General features: G+C 47.5%; 12 protein-coding genes. 10 read left to right on the forward strand and 2 right to left on the reverse strand.

Annotated features, from left to right (window positions below; translation table 11 throughout):
• Positions 1 to 76 precede the first annotated feature (76 nt).
• From QNO02_RS05180 to QNO02_RS05215, 8 genes are all read left to right on the forward strand, one after another.
• Complete coding sequence (locus QNO02_RS05180; protein ID WP_036606313.1) at positions 77 to 790, forward strand: response regulator transcription factor; 714 nt, start codon at positions 77 to 79, stop codon at positions 788 to 790.
• Positions 787 to 2253 carry a sensor histidine kinase gene (locus QNO02_RS05185; RefSeq protein WP_289391316.1) on the forward strand — a complete coding sequence of 489 codons (1467 nt, stop codon included), beginning with the start codon at positions 787 to 789 and terminating at the stop codon, positions 2251 to 2253. The genes QNO02_RS05180 and QNO02_RS05185 overlap by 4 nt, the downstream gene beginning before the upstream one ends.
• Positions 2250 to 3413, forward strand: coding sequence for a hypothetical protein (locus QNO02_RS05190; protein WP_289391317.1), 1164 nt, complete (start codon positions 2250 to 2252; stop codon positions 3411 to 3413). Before QNO02_RS05185 ends, QNO02_RS05190 begins: the two co-directional genes overlap by 4 nt.
• A gap of 217 nt (positions 3414 to 3630) precedes the next feature.
• Complete coding sequence (locus QNO02_RS05195; RefSeq protein WP_289391318.1) at positions 3631 to 4314, forward strand: ABC transporter ATP-binding protein; 684 nt, start codon at positions 3631 to 3633, stop codon at positions 4312 to 4314.
• Positions 4315 to 4332: 18 nt separating this feature from the next.
• Positions 4333 to 5703 (forward strand): ABC transporter permease, encoded by a 1371-nt coding sequence (locus QNO02_RS05200; RefSeq protein WP_289391319.1) that lies wholly within the window; start codon positions 4333 to 4335, stop codon positions 5701 to 5703.
• A 28-nt stretch (positions 5704 to 5731) separates the two neighbouring features.
• The gene (locus tag QNO02_RS05205; protein ID WP_289391320.1) at positions 5732 to 6808 is read left to right on the forward strand and encodes an efflux RND transporter periplasmic adaptor subunit; all 1077 of its coding nucleotides are present in this window, start codon (positions 5732 to 5734) and stop codon (positions 6806 to 6808) included.
• Between the two features lie 573 nt (positions 6809 to 7381).
• Positions 7382 to 9826, forward strand: a complete 2445-nt coding sequence (locus QNO02_RS05210) for a glycoside hydrolase family 6 protein (protein ID WP_289391321.1) — start codon at positions 7382 to 7384, stop codon at positions 9824 to 9826.
• A gap of 850 nt (positions 9827 to 10676) precedes the next feature.
• A complete protein-coding gene (locus QNO02_RS05215; RefSeq protein ID WP_289392680.1) occupies positions 10677 to 13013 on the forward strand; it encodes a rhamnogalacturonan lyase in 2337 nt (778 codons plus the stop codon).
• A gap of 438 nt (positions 13014 to 13451) precedes the next feature.
• Here QNO02_RS05215 and QNO02_RS05220 read toward each other — a convergent pair whose 3' ends face one another.
• Positions 13452 to 14069: a histidine phosphatase family protein gene (locus QNO02_RS05220; protein WP_289391322.1), complete on the reverse strand. Its 618-nt coding sequence runs from the start codon at positions 14067 to 14069 to the stop codon at positions 13452 to 13454.
• A gap of 180 nt (positions 14070 to 14249) precedes the next feature.
• Here QNO02_RS05220 and QNO02_RS05225 point away from each other — a divergent pair, with 180 nt between their 5' ends.
• Positions 14250 to 15263: an AraC family transcriptional regulator gene (locus tag QNO02_RS05225; protein ID WP_289391323.1), complete on the forward strand. Its 1014-nt coding sequence runs from the start codon at positions 14250 to 14252 to the stop codon at positions 15261 to 15263.
• Between the two features lie 189 nt (positions 15264 to 15452).
• Complete coding sequence (locus QNO02_RS05230) at positions 15453 to 16958, forward strand: alpha-glucosidase/alpha-galactosidase (RefSeq protein WP_289391324.1); 1506 nt, start codon at positions 15453 to 15455, stop codon at positions 16956 to 16958.
• Positions 16959 to 17076: 118 nt separating this feature from the next.
• Here the strand turns inward: QNO02_RS05230 and QNO02_RS05235 are convergent, their stop codons facing one another.
• On the reverse strand, positions 17077 to 17619 hold the full coding sequence (locus tag QNO02_RS05235; RefSeq protein ID WP_289391325.1) for a hypothetical protein: 543 nt from the start codon (positions 17617 to 17619) through the stop codon (positions 17077 to 17079).
• Positions 17620 to 17704: the final 85 nt, after the last annotated feature.

The raw sequence follows: 17704 nt of genomic DNA on the forward strand, positions 1-17704 counted from the left end.
TTCAAGCATACGGCTTGGGATACAAAATATAGGCAGATGAAGGAAATTCATAGAGCAGGGAGATTACGAAGGTATCATGAGACAAAAAGAGATTTTAATTATTGAGGACGAGGAGTCCATTCGCGATATACTGTCCTATTCGTTACGTAAGGAAGGATTTGAGATCAAGGAAGCAGCTACGGGAAAAGAGGGTCTGGATCTGCTTCGGGATTCGAAGCCGGATCTGATCCTGCTGGATCTGATGCTGCCAGATATGAGCGGTTTTGATGTGTGCAGGCAACTATCTGTGAACTCCAAGATACCTGTCATCATGATCACTGCAAAGTCGGACATGCTGGACAAGGTACTTGGCATGGAGCTTGGGGCGGATGATTATATCACGAAGCCTTTTGATATCCGTGAGGTGGTTGCGCGCATTCGGGCGATTTTTCGCCGGATTGATCTGATCAGCGAGACACTGGAGAATCAGTCCTATGAGGTGGTAAGGCTAGGCAAGCATATTGAGATCCGCAAGGATGAACGGGAAGTGTGGAAAGACGGGGAACGGGCAGGACTCACGAATAAAGAATATGATCTTTTGTTATTTCTCGTGACCCATCATCGTAAGGTTCATACACGCTCTGAACTGCTGGATAAGGTATGGGGATTTGATTTTGCAGGGGATACCCGAACGGTGGACATTCATGTGCAACGGATTCGCAAGAAACTGGATAGTGGTGTGCAAGGCATTTCGATGATTGAAACGGTATTCGGTGTGGGGTACAAGCTGAATATTCAGGTACAGACATGAAGTGGACGATCCAGTTCAAAATGGTGGTGCTATTCTCGGTCATTGTATTTATCGGATTCTCCGTCCTGTTGATTCTGTCCAATAAGGTAGCTCAGGAGAATATGTACCGGGAAGTGCATGAGGATATGGTGCAATCCAAAAGAAATCTGGACATCGCGCTGAATCAGTACTTCCTGATACATAACAAACGCATGAGCAGAGACTCGCTTGAAGCAGGGAGTCGCGAGCTCGCGGAGCAGATTGGATCAGCCGTTGGCGGAAAGATTACGGTATACCGTCCTGATGCTTCGCCTTACGGATCTGCTGGCAGCGAGGTTAATGTTGCCAAGCGCTCTGACCATCCTGATGTGGAGCAAGCCATACAATCCCGGATCGCTTACACCACCGTTGTGGATAAAGGTCGGGTCACCTCCAGTCTGTCCTTCCCACTTCAGATGGATCAACAATTGATTGGCATTGTACAGTTGGAGAAGGATTACACGGACTTGTACAAACGCAATCTTCGGTTCCAGAATACGATCAAGCTGTTTGCAGCGGTTATTTTCGTATTTGTATTTATCGCATCCATCTTTATTTCCCGGAAAATTACACAACCCATCCGTGTACTCACGAAACGTTCTGCGGAAGTGGCCCAGGGAAGTCTGAATGCAGACATTCAGATTACAACCAAGGATGAGATCGGTGAATTGGCTTCAAGCTTCACTGTCATGATTAATCGGGTTCGGGAGCAGATTGATGTGATTGAGCGAGAACGGGACGAAGTGAAGCAAGTACAGGCGAGAAGCAAAGTCTTTTTTGACAATGTGACGCATGAATTGAAGACACCACTAACAACGATCCTGGGGTACGCCCAGATTTTGCGGGATAACGGATTTGCCGATCAGGACTTTTTTGACAAAGGCATGAATTATATTATCAAAGAAAGCCAGCGTCTCAACACGATGGTTGCGGATATTCTGGAGGTTTCAGTCTCGTCTGCGGTCATTCAGGCGTACCGATTCGAACGTATCGATGTATCCGATATTATCCGTGAAGCTTGCGAGGATATGTCGATTAAGGCCAGTAAGTACAATATAGGCATTCACTATGAGCTGGAGGAACATCAGTATCTACAGGGAGATCGTGATAAGCTGAAGGAGGTTTTCCTCAACGTTCTGGATAACTCGGTCAAGTACAGTGATGTGAACTCCATCATCGAAGTGCAATCCTTCCGGTTAGGTGATTCCATTGCTATTGTGATCCGTGATCAGGGAGAAGGAATCGGTGCTGAAGCGCTCCAGCATGTATTTGAACCCTTTTACCAGGATAAAGGAATCAACAGGGCCGAGAAAGGCAGTGCCGGGCTGGGTCTGTCTATTGTGAAGAACATCGTTGAGCGTCATGGAGGAACAGTGGAGATGAAGAGCATCATGCGGCAAGGGACACAAGTAAATATCAGTCTTCCGGGGGAAATGAACGCATGAGACATCCCGGATTTTGGCGTAAAAACCGCGACAGATTGATGCTGTCAGGGCTGTTGATCGCATTTGTCGGGGGAATATTCGGGATTGGCAGCCTGTTCAGTATCGGAAATCTCAAGCCACGAACCGTAATTTTGCCAAGTGAGCAATTCAATAGCCGTCTGGCACCGCCACCGAGTAGTACGATTCAGATCGAGTCAGCTACCAAGATTCCGAATGACTTTGCAATCTTTGATTTTGAAGTGGTAGATCGGAACACGATTATATTAAATCAACTGGAATCCTCCTATTCCGGGCTTCAGCTGTCTCTCCTGCATCTGGATGATAATGAAGTGAAGAGTATTGCGAGTAATACGGATTATGGCGTTGCGATTAGCCCGGATCACAAGAAAATCATCTACTCCCAGTACCGGGCGGGGCAGGCGCAGAAGACGACATATGAGTATGTGATTGAGAGCGGGGAACGTCGCAAGCTTCCGAACGACAACTCGTATTATAGAGTGTTTACAGGGAACGAATCCTACATCGGTCAGGATGATCTTTCATTTAAACAAGTTGATCTGAGCAAGGGGACGAATCAAGTCATCTACACGTATGATGAGCTAATGGGCATGTTCACAGGACCAAGACAAGGGAAGGGTTCGAGTGATACGTTTATCGTGATGGATGTATTGCAGGTCAGTGAAGATCTGAAGCAGTTTTATATGCTGGTGATGCTGAAAGAAAATTATGCCATCTATCGTGTATCGCTTGAGGACGAGCATGAAGTGAAGGCGTATGCTGCAATGGAAGACATTCAACAATTCAAGTTGCTGAAAAATGGTGATATGCTCATCCAGGGAACGATGAATAAGGTACAGGGGCTGTATCGGTATCGAGCAGCGCAGGAGCAGTATGATCTGGTATTACAAGGTTCCATCTGGAACTTCGAACTGGATGCAGATGAATCGCGAATCGCTTACTTTTATCCAATGGATAATCAGAATCTGAAGAATGAGTTGCATATTGCCTACCTGAATGACAGCAAGCTTTCGTCGGATACGGTGATCTACCGCAATATTGATAACTTCATCAATCTGAAATGGAAAGACGATGAGCTATTTGCAGTGGGCAGCACGATGGATAAAAGTGAGATGTACCGCTTTAGTTTCAGAGCCTGGTAAGCTGCGGAAGGCATACGAATATAAGACCTTGGTCTGATGGAGCTGGCGATATCTGCTCTGGGGACAAGGTCTTTTTGTTATGACATGTTACAAGTTGGATACAACTCCGGCCAGTCCAGATACATCTCGACCCTATAATGAAAAGGGAATATTCTACGCGAATCTTTTTGAACAACCTCTTTACATATTTAGCAAGTAGAAAGGAAGACATGTAGCAATGCTTCAAGTTGAACAATTATCCCACTCGTTCCGCAATGGCCAGGGAACCGTGCCGGTGCTTCAGGATATCAACCTGACGATTGGAGAAGGCAAGATGGTAGCCCTGCTGGGCAGTTCTGGTTCGGGTAAATCCACACTGCTGAATCTGATGGCGGGGCTGATGAAACCGGATCAGGGCAAGATTCTAATTGCGGGACAAGATATTGTACGTTTCAGTGAAAATCGCCTGGCTGAGTTCAGACGCAGTCATATCGGGTTTATTTTTCAATCCTATGAACTGCTGTCCAATCTTACGATCCGGGAAAATGTAGAGTTACCCTTGGTATTTATGGGGATAAGCCCTTCAAAACGCAAAGCAAAAGCATTGAAGCTGTTGGAACAGGTTGGACTGGGGGAAAAAACAAAATTGTTCCCGTCCCAGTTGTCGGGCGGTCAACAACAACGTGTCAGTATTGCACGCTCGCTCATTACCGAACCCTCGGTGATCTTTGCAGATGAGCCTACCGGGAATCTGGATACCGAGACGGAGGAAGAGATTATTGCGATTTTGCAGCAGCTTAACCGGGATATGAATACAACCTTTGTCATTGTGACACATGAAGCAGAGGTCGCGGAGCAGATGCAAGTTGTGCTTACACTACAACATGGAATATTGGTCGAAGAAGCTGTAAGGGATGTTTGAGGCAAAAGGAGAGGAAATGTGAGAATACGGGATGTAGCACGTATGGCCTGGGGACAGATCATTCGCAGAAAAATGGTCACACTGCTGTGCATGATGGGGCTGTCCATCGGCTCTGCCGCCATGATCATTGCACTTAGCGTGGGGCAGTCCGTACAGACCTATAGCGAGAAAACATTGAACGACAATTACAAGATGGATGAAATCACGATTACACCCAATGAAGGCATACGTACTGGGAACGGCAAGGGGAATGGTCAGACATCGAAGTTTGAACGGGGAGCATTGACGTTGGAAAAGATTCAGATTATCCAAAGACTACCCCATGTTGTTGCCGTGGCTCCCATGTTAAAGCTGGATTCGCTGGAAATGGTGCTTCCGGATGGTCGTAGCACGTATGTTGAGGTCATTGGTACCCAGCTGGAGACCCTGGGCGGGTTTGGATACAAGTATGCTGAGGGACGTGGGGCAGAGGATGGTCGTATGGCGGTAACCAGTTATGGGGCTGCATTTGGACTCGTGGACCCCAAAGTAACTCAGAAGTTATTTGAGCAGTTGAATGCTGATCCATATAACAACGAGCTTTTGGAACAGTTTACGGAAATGTCCGCCAAGCAGGATCAGCTGGTTCAGCAGCTGGTTCAGTTCCGATATGAAGATTATGCAAATGCGAGCAAAACCAAAATGAGTGGCTCTATACGCGTGTCTGGAGAGTTGACGAAGCCTTCCAACATGGATGAGATGAGTGCTCAAAATGATAAAAAGGTATTTCTGCCGCTCGATACAGCTCGTGCATTGCAGGATGAGCTTGGATTACAGCAGGCCGACAGCAGTGCGGCCAAACATCTTAACTCGGCTCTGGTCAAGGTTGAGGACAAACGTTATGTATCCCAGGTGGAAGAACAGATTAAAAAGCTGACGTTAAACACACAGAGTAATCTGTTCCAAGAGGAAGCGATGGCAGGTCAATTGGCGATGTACCAAAAAGCGGCATTGGGGATCGGTGGTTTTATCATGCTGTTGGCCTCATTATCCATTATTGTAGCGATGATTATGTCCACGCATCAGCGTCGTAAACAGATTGGTGTGATGAAGGTGCTGGGCGCAAATCTGTGGCAGATCCGTCAGATGTTTATTACAGAAGCAGCGATGCTTGGATTAATGGGCGGCATAGCTGGTGTGGGGATCGCCTTTGCTGCCCTCGACGGGGTGAACAGTCTGCTGGCGAGTCAGATGGCAGATCAGATGAATGGTCCGATGACCGTCGTTATTCAGCAGTCGGCTCTGCCACTTGGCATCGTTTTTGCTGTTCTGGTTGGCATTGTATCGGGTATATATCCGGCAATCAGCGCATCTCGGACCAATGCATTAACTGTGATCAAATCAATGTAATTTTATCAGCGAAAGGGAAATTGGGCACATGAAGAAATGGATTAAAATCATCATCACCGTTGTACTTTTGGCAGGTGCAGGATACTGGCTGTATGAAAAGTACAAGCCAAAACCGGAGGCGCCTATAGAAATTCCGCCCCCGATTACCTTTGATGTGACACAGGAAACGATGACGCAAACGATACAGGTGAAGGGGAAATCCGTATACACCGATCAGACGGATATTTTTGCTCCGTATGCTTCCAACATCAAGCAGTGGCATGTGAAAAGTGGTGAGCAGGTGAGCAAAGCTGATATCCTGTTTACCCTCGATACTTCCACGTTACAAACAGAAGTAGAACAGTTGCAGAGTGATCTGGAGAAAGCCCAGCTGGAAAATAAGATGAATCAGGTTAGCCTGGATCAGGCGAATATGAGCGAGGCGCTTGGCGTGACGGAAGAGGAGCGCAAGAAGGCATTTGCAGACCGGGAAGGCAAACGCCTGACAAATGAGTTGAATCAAAAAGCACTGGTCCTCAAGGAGAAGGAGATACAGAAAAAGCAGGCAGTAATAAGTAAGTCTGTTGTATATGCTTCTGCTACCGGTATATTTCAGATGAATGAAGAGGATAGCAAGACAAGTGCGGTGACGGAAGGACAGCTGATCGGGTCCATTACAAACATCAGCAAACTGAAATTTATGACGATTGTTGGTGAGGAAGAAATGTTCAGACTCAAGGTGGGCATGCCAGTTAAGGTGCGAATGACAGCGCAGAAAGACCTGCAATTCACCGGGAAGGTGAGTAAGGTATCCAAATTCGCCCGCAAGAGTACCGATATGGACCTCAAGCAAGCTTCACAGTTTGACGTGGTCATTGATCTGAAGCCGGACACCAGAATGTATGGAGGCGTGAGTCTGGAAGGCGATATCGAGACAATGCGGAAGGATAAAGTGACGGTAGTGTCCAGCCTCGCGATCATGCGGGATCAGACCGAGCCTTACGTACTGTTAGACAAAGGCAATGGACAGACAGAGCCGCTGACCATCCAGGCTGGAATGGAATCGGGGGACAAGACGGAAGTGGTTAGTGGCTTAAAACCGGGAGACATTGTCGTTTTGCCTTAGATGTAGGAATATAAGAACAAGGCATTATATGTAATGACTATCTAGACGAGCGGGTTCATTCGGCATTGAAAAACACGAGGTTCATTGTGGCAGATTGCCAGGATGAACCTCGTGTGTCGTTTGGAGCAAGGGATGTCCAGATTCCTGCCTCGATTATGGAAAAAAATATAATTAAATTTATATAATTCAATTTACAGTAATATTTACATGTCGTATAATCAGAACATAAGGAGGTGACACCGAACATCATGTTTGTAGATGGATAGGCGAAGACCTTTTTTTTTAACTGTTTGAAGAAAGCGCTTACCGAATTTGGAAATCAGACATCTCGTAAGTCATTGTTCACACTTCTTCATGTCTAACACACGTTCAACCACACCCACCATATTATACTCATTCACATGATTCGCCCTCACACACCATTTGTTTGCTCAAGATTCCAGTTATACAACCATTTCTTTTTGGAGGTGATACAACCAACTCATCCGAACGTTCTCTTCGTGCTAAGCATCATAATGACACAGAGGATCAGACATGAGTACAACCCAATCTAACTAAAGGAAAGGTGGAACTATGAAGACTAAATTGAAAACCAAATCGAGAGGTAAGAAGATCCTGCGCAAAGGTGTAAAACAAATGCTTGCTGCAACGCTGCTCGCTGCGGGGATTTTCCCTGGATTGTCTCCAGGCTTGACTCAGGCGGCTGAAGCACATGTGGATAATCCATTTGTAGGGGCAACGGCTTATTTGAACCAGGACTATTCGGCTCTCGTGGATACGTCCATTGCGCTGACCAACGATGCATCGTTGAAGGCCAAGATGGAGACAGTCAAATCGTATCCAACCGCAGTATGGGTTGACCGGATTGCTGCGATTAATGGCGGGGTGAACAATGCCGGACGCAAGAGCATCGAGGAACATCTGGACGCTGCACTTGCTCAAAAGAAACCGGGTACACCGATCACCGCTTCATTTGTTATCTATAACTTGCCCGGACGGGATTGTCATGCACTCGCATCGAATGGTGAACTTCCACTAACACAGGCGGCACTGCAGACATATAAAACGGATTATATTGATGTCATTGCAGATATCTTCGCAGATCCGAAGTATCAGGATATTCGTATTATTGCCGTCATTGAACCGGACAGTCTGCCTAACCTTGTGACCAACCTGAGTACACCAGCTTGTGGTCAAGCCAGCTCAACAGGTATCTATGAGGCGGGTGTGAAGTATGCATTGGACAAGCTGCACGCCATTCCGAATGTGTACAACTATTTGGATATCGGTCACTCTGGCTGGCTTGGATGGGATAACAACCGTTCTGCAGCAGTCGCGCTGTATACAAGTGTTGTGCAAGGGACAGCCGCGGGTCTGAGCAGTGCAGATGGTTTCATTACAAATACAGCGAACACTACACCGCTGGGGGAGCCGAACCTGTCTAACCCTGATCTTAATATCGGTGGACAACCGATTAAATCTGCCAAGTTTTATGAGTGGAATCCTTATTTTGACGAAACCGATTTCACCGCTGCGCTGTATGCCGATTTCGTACAAGCTGGATGGCCAAGCAGCACAGGTTTCCTGATTGATACTAGCCGGAATGGGTGGGGCGGGGTAAACCGTCCAGCATCTGCTACGGGCAGCAACATCAACGATTATGTGAATTCCGGACGTGTAGACCGCCGGGAGCATCGGGGGAACTGGTGTAATGCCAGTGGCGCAGGTATTGGTGAAGCACCTAAGGCTGCACCAGGACCAGCGCATCTGGATGCTTATGTATGGGTGAAACCTCCGGGTGAATCCGATGGCTCCAGCTCCGAAATTCCGAATAACGAAGGCAAAGGTTTCGACCGGATGTGTGATCCAACCTTCACAACTCGGGATGGTGTATTAACAGGTGCGTTGCCTAATGCTCCGGTATCGGGTCACTGGTTCCATGATCAATTCGTGGCACTGGTGAAAAACGCATTCCCTGTACTTCCTGCAAGTAACGGTGGAGGCAATCCTCCGGGCGGAACAACAGCTCCGGCAGCACCAGCAGCATTGACGGCTACTGCCGGTAATGCTCAAGTCTCCTTGACGTGGGCTGCTTCTACAGGGGCCACAAGTTATAGTGTGAAGCGGGCACTGAGTGCATCAGGTCCATTCACAACATTTGCAGCCAATGTAAGTGGAACATCTTACAGCAACACCGGCCTGATCAATGGTACAACCTATTATTATGTGGTAACGGCAACAAACGCAGTAGGTGAAAGTGTTAACTCTGCAACAGCAACAGCTACACCCGTTGCAGGTGTGACGGCGCCAGCTGCACCGACTGCTCTCACAGCAACTGCAGGCAATGCACAGGTGAGCCTGACGTGGACCGCTTCTACAGGTGCAACAAGTTATAATGTGAAACGCGCACTGAGTGCAACAGGTCCGTTCACAACGATCGCGGCGAATGTGAGCGGTACGTCCTACACCAACACTGCCCTCACGAACGGCACAACGTATCATTATGTGGTAAGTGCAGTGAATACAGCAGGGCAAAGTACCAATTCCGCTGTAGCTTCCGCGACACCTCAAAGTGTCGTTGTACCAACGAGTGATCTTGTCGTGCAATATCGTGCTGGAGATACCAATGCTCAAGATAGCCAGATCAAACCGTATTTCAACATCAAAAATCTGGGTAGTACTGCTGTGAATTTGAGTGATCTGAAGATCCGGTACTACTTCTCAAAAGAAGGCCCGGCTGCGATGGATTCTGCCATCGATTATGCTCAAGTTGGCGGAGCCAATATCCAGCGTACCTTCACAGACTCGTATGTGGAGCTGAGCTTCACATCTGGCGCTGGCAGCATTCAGGCTGGTGGACAGACTGGAGACATCCAGCTTCGCATGTACAAAACAGACTGGTCCAACTTTGACGAGACGAATGACTACTCTTTCGATCCAACGAAAACATCCTACCAGGATTGGAATAAGGTAACGCTCTACCAAGATGGAAACCTGGTATGGGGCATTGAGCCTTAAAATTTAATTGTAACTGTCTTAACCGCGATCCTCAGTGTGTTAGAGGATCGCGGTTTTTCGCTATGCATTACAAGAGTCATTCTAGATTGAAGTTCTCACATGAAAATGTATTTAAAATCGCTTGAAGATCCGTAATTAGGATGTGAGAGCGGATGTATTAAGCTGGGCTGTCCTCTGGTCATGAAAGTGATCAAAGGACTGCCCTATTTCTTTTCTAACGAACAGAGGGCATGCTATTTAGTTGAATTGATACAGTTTAAAATTCTAACGAATCGTAGACATGCTATTCAGTTAATTTGGGTGGATTTTGACCCGTTTAAACCTGTTTTGCTCCAAATAAGGTTACTGAGATTCATTAGGATTCGTTGGTGGAGTTTAATGCTCCAATAGGGTGTGTGAGATTCGTTAGAAAAAACTTGGCGGTGAGTCTGAATCATCCTTCAGCCTGAATTGTTCATCGGTTTGATTTCCCAAATGACTCCTAAAAACACTGATTATTGATCGTTTTGGACGGATATTTGCCTAGGGTCTGGCAGGCAGGATGTCTATAATAGAACCCGATGGGCGGGATCACCTCGCTCGGATTGGAAAGAGAATGGAAGGGGGACCGCACTCTGGTAGTCGGGCAAGCTGATTTCTCTTTTTTAATTTTGTAAGCGTAATCATTAAGGGTTGGGATCTTTCGTTGAAGAAGGCCTGTATGAATTATCGAACGTCTAATCATCATCGATGTGTACAAGCGTTACCCATTCTGTCTCAAGGAGCGTGAAGGTGGATGAACTCAGAAACAACAGCGCCGGTACATAAGGGATCGGTGTCAGGTCAGCAATCCGGTCGCAAGAAGGCTCGTATGCCACTTGCAGCCAAGGTGCTCTCTTCGGCACTTAGCGTAGCTTTGCTCATTGGAGGAACAGCTGGCGTTACGGGAGCGGAGGCTTCCAACGGTAATGGGTCGACGGAGGCCAGCCTGCAATCACATAAGGGGGGCAGTCACGTGAAAGAGATTCAACTGGAATATCTGGATCGGGGACTGGTGGCTGCATCGACATCTGAAGGTGTGTTTCTCAGTTGGAGATTGCTTGGTGACGAGGCCACAGGGTATAGCGACAAAGGGCTGACAGGTACGGACTTTAACGTCTATCGTGATGGCAAAAAGATCGCTACCGTCACCGACAGCACCAACTATGTAGATTCCGCGGGTAAATCGTCTTCCCGTTATGAAGTGGCAGCGGTGAACAAGAAGGGCAAGGAAAGCAAACGTAGTGCATCCGTCAAACCTTGGGCGAACGGGTATGTGGACATTCCACTGCAAAAACCCGCCGATGGTGTGACGCCTGCCGGAGAAGCTTATACGTATTCTGCCAATGACATGAGTGTGGGTGATGTGGACGGGGATGGCCAATATGAATTTTTCGTCAAATGGGACCCTTCCAATGCCAAGGACGTATCGCAGAAAGGATACACCGGTAAAACCTACATTGATGCTTACACCATAGACGGACAATTGCTGTACCGAATTGATCTAGGGGTCAACATTCGTGCAGGTGCTCATTATACACAGATGCTCGTTTACGATTTTGACGGGGATGGCAAGGCCGAGATGATGTTTAAGACCGCTCCGGGCACCAAGATTATCAAATATAACAAAAAAGGAAAAGTGACCTCCGAGAAGTACATCACACTTCCGAAGCAGGATCGCAAGGCAGGGTACTCGAACGAAGATGATTATCGTTTAAGTGCTGATGGGTATTACGATCATGTGGTGGATATGTTCAGAAACTGGCATAAACAAGATGAGGTTGTGAAGGGGAACTGGCCTGCAACATTGGAAGAGGCTTTTGGAATGGAGAAAAAATATAACTACCCATTATCTCAGCAGGATGCCGAGAGCCTGGCCGACTACTTCATTGATGTATATGCGGTAGAACGCAGCAACCGAAATGAGCTGCGCAAGTTCGAAGGTTTTATCGTGGATGGTCCGGAGTATGTTACGGTATTTGAAGGGAAATCAGGCAAAGAGCTGGAGACTATCCCATATGAACCTGAACGTCATGATGACGGCCTGATGTGGGGCGATTATGCCATGGCACGGATCGAACCGGGGAATCGAGTGGACCGTTTCCTGGCAGGCGTGGCGTATTTGGATGGCAAGAAACCATCTGCTATATTTGCACGCGGATACTATACACGTTCAACGATGGTTGCCTACAATTGGGACGGCAAGAAACTAAAAAAGGAATGGAAAGTGGACAGCGGTTGGACGCCGATGAAGAACCCGTTTAATGATGGACCACATGGTGTGGATGGCACAGATCCGCAGTATGGTTCCATTACAACTCAGGGTGCGCACTATTTCAGTGTGGCGGATGTGGATGGAGACGGCAAACAGGAGATCATCTATGGCTCCGCTACGATTGATCATGATGGAAGTGTGTTGTACAGCTCCACAGACCTGATGCCTGCCGAAAGTGCTGCACCGGGAACCATTGCTCGTCTGGGTCATGGGGACGCACTTCATGTGGCAGATATCGACCCGGATCGTCCGGGACTGGAGATTTTCATGGTTCACGAGGGTGGTCCGTGGGCGCCGTACGGCTATTCCCTGCGGGATGCCAAGACCGGAGAAGTGATCTATGGTGGGTACACGGGGAAAGATACCGGACGTGGCATGGTGGGTGATGTTGATCCAACTCGTCGTGGGCTGGAGACATGGGCTGTAGGTTTGTGGACAGCTAAGGGTGAGAAAATCAGTGATCAAGCACCGGGAACCAATATGAATATCCGTTGGGCTGGTGATATGACGACACAGATCGTTGATGGTGCGATTGATGTTACACCAACCATCAAAGACTGGAATCGTGGCACGTTGCTGACGGCAACAGGCACATTGACCAACAATCACACCAAAGGTACGCCTTCTCTCGTGGCTGATATCTTCGGGGATTGGCGGGAAGAGATGCTGGTGAGAACCACCGACAGTTCAGCGATTCGTATCTATCTGAGTACCGAGAAGACAGACCGCAAGCTGTACACGCTGATGCATGATGCGATGTATCGTGTGGGCATTGCCGGACAGAACAGTGGATACAACCAGCCTTCCTATCCGTCCTTCTACATGGCATCGGATATGGACTGGTCAAAAGTAACGCTACCTAAGTTCTACACGCCAGGTAAGGGGGGAAAGTAAGCAGGCCTAATAGCTAGCAATAACAACATAACATGTGTTTAAGATCAGCCCGTAACGTAAAGCAACGTCATCCGCTTTAAGTATTTTTATCGAAGCTTGGAAGCTCTGGAATCCCAATGTGTCTCGGCACATGGAGGTTTCAGAGCTTTTTTTACAAGGATCTGCGGGTAGAGCTTGGCGTGTTTCAATCCATCCGTGTTACATCATTCTTTTTCATAAGTTAAGTCTAAATAAGTTGAACTAATCATTTACACGATAACGGAGAGGACAGAAAAAACCTGAAAAAGCGAAGCGTTCGCCTAAAAGCTTTCTGAAAGAAAGCTGCATCGGAAGCATAAGCTATCCCCGGATTTTCCCTTTAGAAAGGGAATCAATAAATCTGGGGATAACAGCGATTGGAAGGTTGTTCTGTCATCGTAGTGTCAGTGTTAATAATCTTTATTTCAACTTATATAGATGCTCGGTAGAAGCGAACGCTTTAATTGTGTAGTTACCTTGATCATGGATCAATGTGGTGATGGAGCACTCGGGGATCAATTGGTTCTGCATAGCAATAAAATCGGAATGCCAGACGTTAAGCTCGCGCTCGGTAAAGGTTTGCACCAGAAAATCAGTAATGAGTCCACCATGTGCAACCACAATAATGTTACTGTTCTCTGGCTCTTCATTAGCTAATTCGGTTAGGAGGGAGGCCAGACGTTCACCAGCCTGTTTGGCCGAGTCTCCCACGGGTGGGATGTAATCTGGGTCAGACGTACATCGATCCCACATCGCAATGAATTCTTCGAATGACTGATCCGGGCAATCGCCCCAATTGGCACGTTCGCGCAGGCGAGGATCTTCGGTTATACAGGAAGGGGTGTGGCGGGCAATCATACTTGCGGTTTCTCGGGCTCGTCGAAGTGGGCTGGTCAGGATTTTAGTAACAAGATAGGTAGCTCTGGCAAAATGAAGTGCTGTGGCTTCGGCTTGTAAAACCCCTTTGGAAGTGAGGGAGACATCTCCGATTCGTCGTTCTTTGAGACCATGTCTCACCAAATGAAAGGTGGTACTCATGATTAGAATCCTCCTTAAGTATAGACAGTCACATACAATAATTAGATAACATGCTAATTATATATTTATCTAATAAAATAACGCAATGAGGCGTTTAACTAAGACAGTTTATTTTCAACCTATAGAATTGCTACAATGGAGAAAAGTGAGGATCGTTTGTTGAGGACTGGAGGTATGGACATGAGCATCACGAAGCGCTGGACAGGAAGCCTGTATCAGGAGGCATTGCGAACAGAGGACTGCGGGCCACGTTTCTACGCGTATTATTACAAACAATGGGACAACTATCGTATGTCCTATCACCATCATGATTCCACAGAGATCATGTATATCATTTCGGGAATGTGCCGGGTGGATGTGCAGATGCCGGATGGGAGCTCAGAGCAGACTATTTTGAAAAAAGGACAGTTTATTATGCTCGACGCAGGTGTCCCGCACCGATTGCTGGTGGAAGATGGTGTCCCTTGCCGGATGCTCAATGTGGAGTTTGGATTCTCAGACTCGCCTCCTGGACAGTTATCTATCCGTCAGCTCGCGTTGGAAGAGGAAGAAGTCCATACTTTACTAACTAATGCTTCGCCATATCTGGTACTGCCAGATCCGGAAGAGGTGTATCACATTATGAAGAGTCTGGTGCTTGAACTCGATCAGCGCGGTCTGCTGGAGCAAGGAAGATCAACTGCGCCGATGAGGATTATTCCGTCAGAGGAAAGGTCGCATCATCGCGAAGCCCGGAATCTCTCGTCCCTGGAACAGGGTATGCTGGTGCGTACATTGTTCATCCAATTGCTTGTCCGTGTTGCACGTCTGCGCGGAGAGATGAGCCGGAGTGCGCCAGATCAGGCGGAGCTGTATGTCAAACGAACTATTGAATTCATGCATCACAATATGGATCGCAACATTCAGATGAAGGATATCGCGGCAGCCGTCAATCTGCATCCGGGCTATTTACATCGCATTTTTCGTCAGCACACGCAGCGGACACCTACCGATTACCTGACGATGCTTCGAATGGAGAAGGCCAAGATGCTGCTTCAGCAGACGAATATTCCGATTTCGGAGATCTCCGACTATGTCGGAGTAGGCAGTCGTCAGTATTTTCATATGTTATTCAAGAAATATACAGGCCGTACGCCAGTTGAATTTCGCTCCTCGATGGAACGACATGTTAGCCAGTACCCGTCGGATGAATAGGCCAATTGCAGTTATTTTCGAATACATATCGATTAGTGTAACCGGCGCGTAAAAGTTAGGATTTTTGACAACAAGATCTTGAACAGGTCATGATTTTGATAACGCTTCCCTGTTTGCCGTTGGTACAATGATCTCATGAAGAGAGTCATTAACCGAAGCGAAAGATTCGGATTAGGGGAGGACTTAGGGATGTCGTTTAAAGTGGCGTTTATCGGGGCAGGAAGTATCGGATTTACACGGGGATTGTTAAGGGATTTGCTGACGGTACCAGAGTTTAACAACATCGAGATTGCGTTCTGCGACATTAGCCAGCACAATCTGGACATGGTGACTGAGCTGTGTCAGCGGGATATCCGTGAGAATGGATTGAATATTCAGATTCAGCCAACAACGGATCGGAAAGAAGCTTTAAAAGATGCGAAGTATGTACTGTGTACGATTCGTGTCGGGGGACTGGAAGCATTTGCAACCGATGTGGATATTCCACTGAAATATGGGGTTGATCAATGTGTCGGCGATACGCTGTGTGCGGGTGGCATTATGTATGGACAACGCGGAATTGCCGAGATGCTGGACATCTGTAAAGATATTCGTGAACAGAGCGCACCGGACGTGCTGCTCTTGAACTATTCCAATCCGATGGCGATGCTCACATGGGCTTGCAACAAGTACGGCGGTGTGCGGACGATCGGACTGTGTCATGGCGTACAGCATGGTCATCATCAGATTGCGGAAGCTTTTGGATTGAAAAAGAGTGAAGTGGATATTGTCTGTGCCGGCATCAACCATCAGACCTGGTATATTCAAGCGTCTCATGAAGGTAAAGACCTTACAGGAGATCTGCTCGAAGCCTTCGAGAAACATCCGGAGTACAGCCGCACCGAGAAAGTGCGGATCGATATGCTGCGCCGCTTTGGGTATTACAGTACGGAATCGAATGGTCACCTGAGTGAATATGTGCCGTGGTACCGCAAACGTCCAGAAGAGATCAACGAATGGATCGACCTGGGCAACTGGATCAACGGAGAGACGGGTGGATATTTGCGGGTGTGTACCGAGGGGCGCAACTGGTTTGAGACTGATTTTCCAAACTGGATGAAGGATGAACCGATGCAATTCATTCCGGAAAAACGGGGCGAGGAGCACGGTTCGTACATTATCGAGGGACTGGAGACCGGACGCGTCTATCGCGGACATTTCAATACCGTTAATAATGGAGTCATCTCCAACCTGCCGGATGATGCAATTATTGAGGCACCGGGATATGTGGATCGTAACGGTATCTCTATGCCGCATGTAGGCGATCTGCCACTTGGTCCGGCTGCGGTATGTAATGTGAGCATTTCCGTGCAACGGCTCGCGGTTGAAGCCGCGGTGAACGGAGATGACAAATTACTTCGTCAGGCGTTCATGATGGACCCGCTCGTGGGTGCCGTATGTAATCCGAAAGAGATCTGGCAGATGCTCGACGAGATGCTCGTTGCACAGGCCCAGTGGTTGCCACAGTACGGAGATGCGATTGCCGCCGCAGAAGCAAGACTTGCTGCAGGTAACTTGATTCCAACGAAGGAATATGAGGGCGCCGCGCGTCTTAAGGTGAAAACGGTGGAAGAGATGCAGCAGGATCGCGATGCTGCCAACAAAAACGCGGGTGAATCCGATAAAGGAAAAGATCGCGAGAAAGTGCAGCAATAAATAAAGGCAGGATGTACAACAACGAAATATAAACGGAATATGAAAATCAAGAAAAATGAATAAGAAATATAAAGAGTAGACGGGGCCCTCTCCAGTATTGGAGGGGCTCTGTTTGATTCTATTTTTTCTCAACGACACGAACCACAAACGTAAAAAAAGTATCTCCCAGGCTGATCTGTGAATCTTGAGGGGAAGACCAGCGGACAAATGCTCCATAATAATGTGTCCCTGGTTCCTTGGGAAGTTGGAAGGTCCCATCCGAAGAAGTAACGTATGCATTGCGGTTGTCCACATATTCAGAAATACTTATCTCATCCGGGGGGATATCTATACCCATGTCTATGGATAAATCCTCACCGGCAAGAACTTGGACCGGAGTGTTGTCTTCAAAATTTAGACTAGCGTAATCAGCGCAGGTGCCTCCCCAGCAATAACTGCCCTGTATAGCAGGAATAGAGATGCCGCTTTCGCTCTGAATAGTTGGCGTAGGCAGTTTCTGAGGTAAGTTGGGTTCCGGTTCCTGAACCTGTTTTGATCCCATTTCGACTTCCTTTGTACCATGACTTGAAGTAGGATTACAGCCGGATAATATCAGCATAGTTGAAAGAAAAACCAATGTGGTCAATGTTCTTATCGTATTGAAGAATTTTATTTCATCCACCTCCCTAATATTTTCCAGACGAAAAGCGAGAGAGAAATGTTGCTAATCAATGAGTGGGTACGGAGTTGAAGGGGCTACATAATTG

It is taken from the genome of Paenibacillus sp. PK1-4R (assembly GCF_030369595.1).
In the GTDB taxonomy this organism is placed as follows: domain Bacteria; phylum Bacillota; class Bacilli; order Paenibacillales; family Paenibacillaceae; genus Paenibacillus.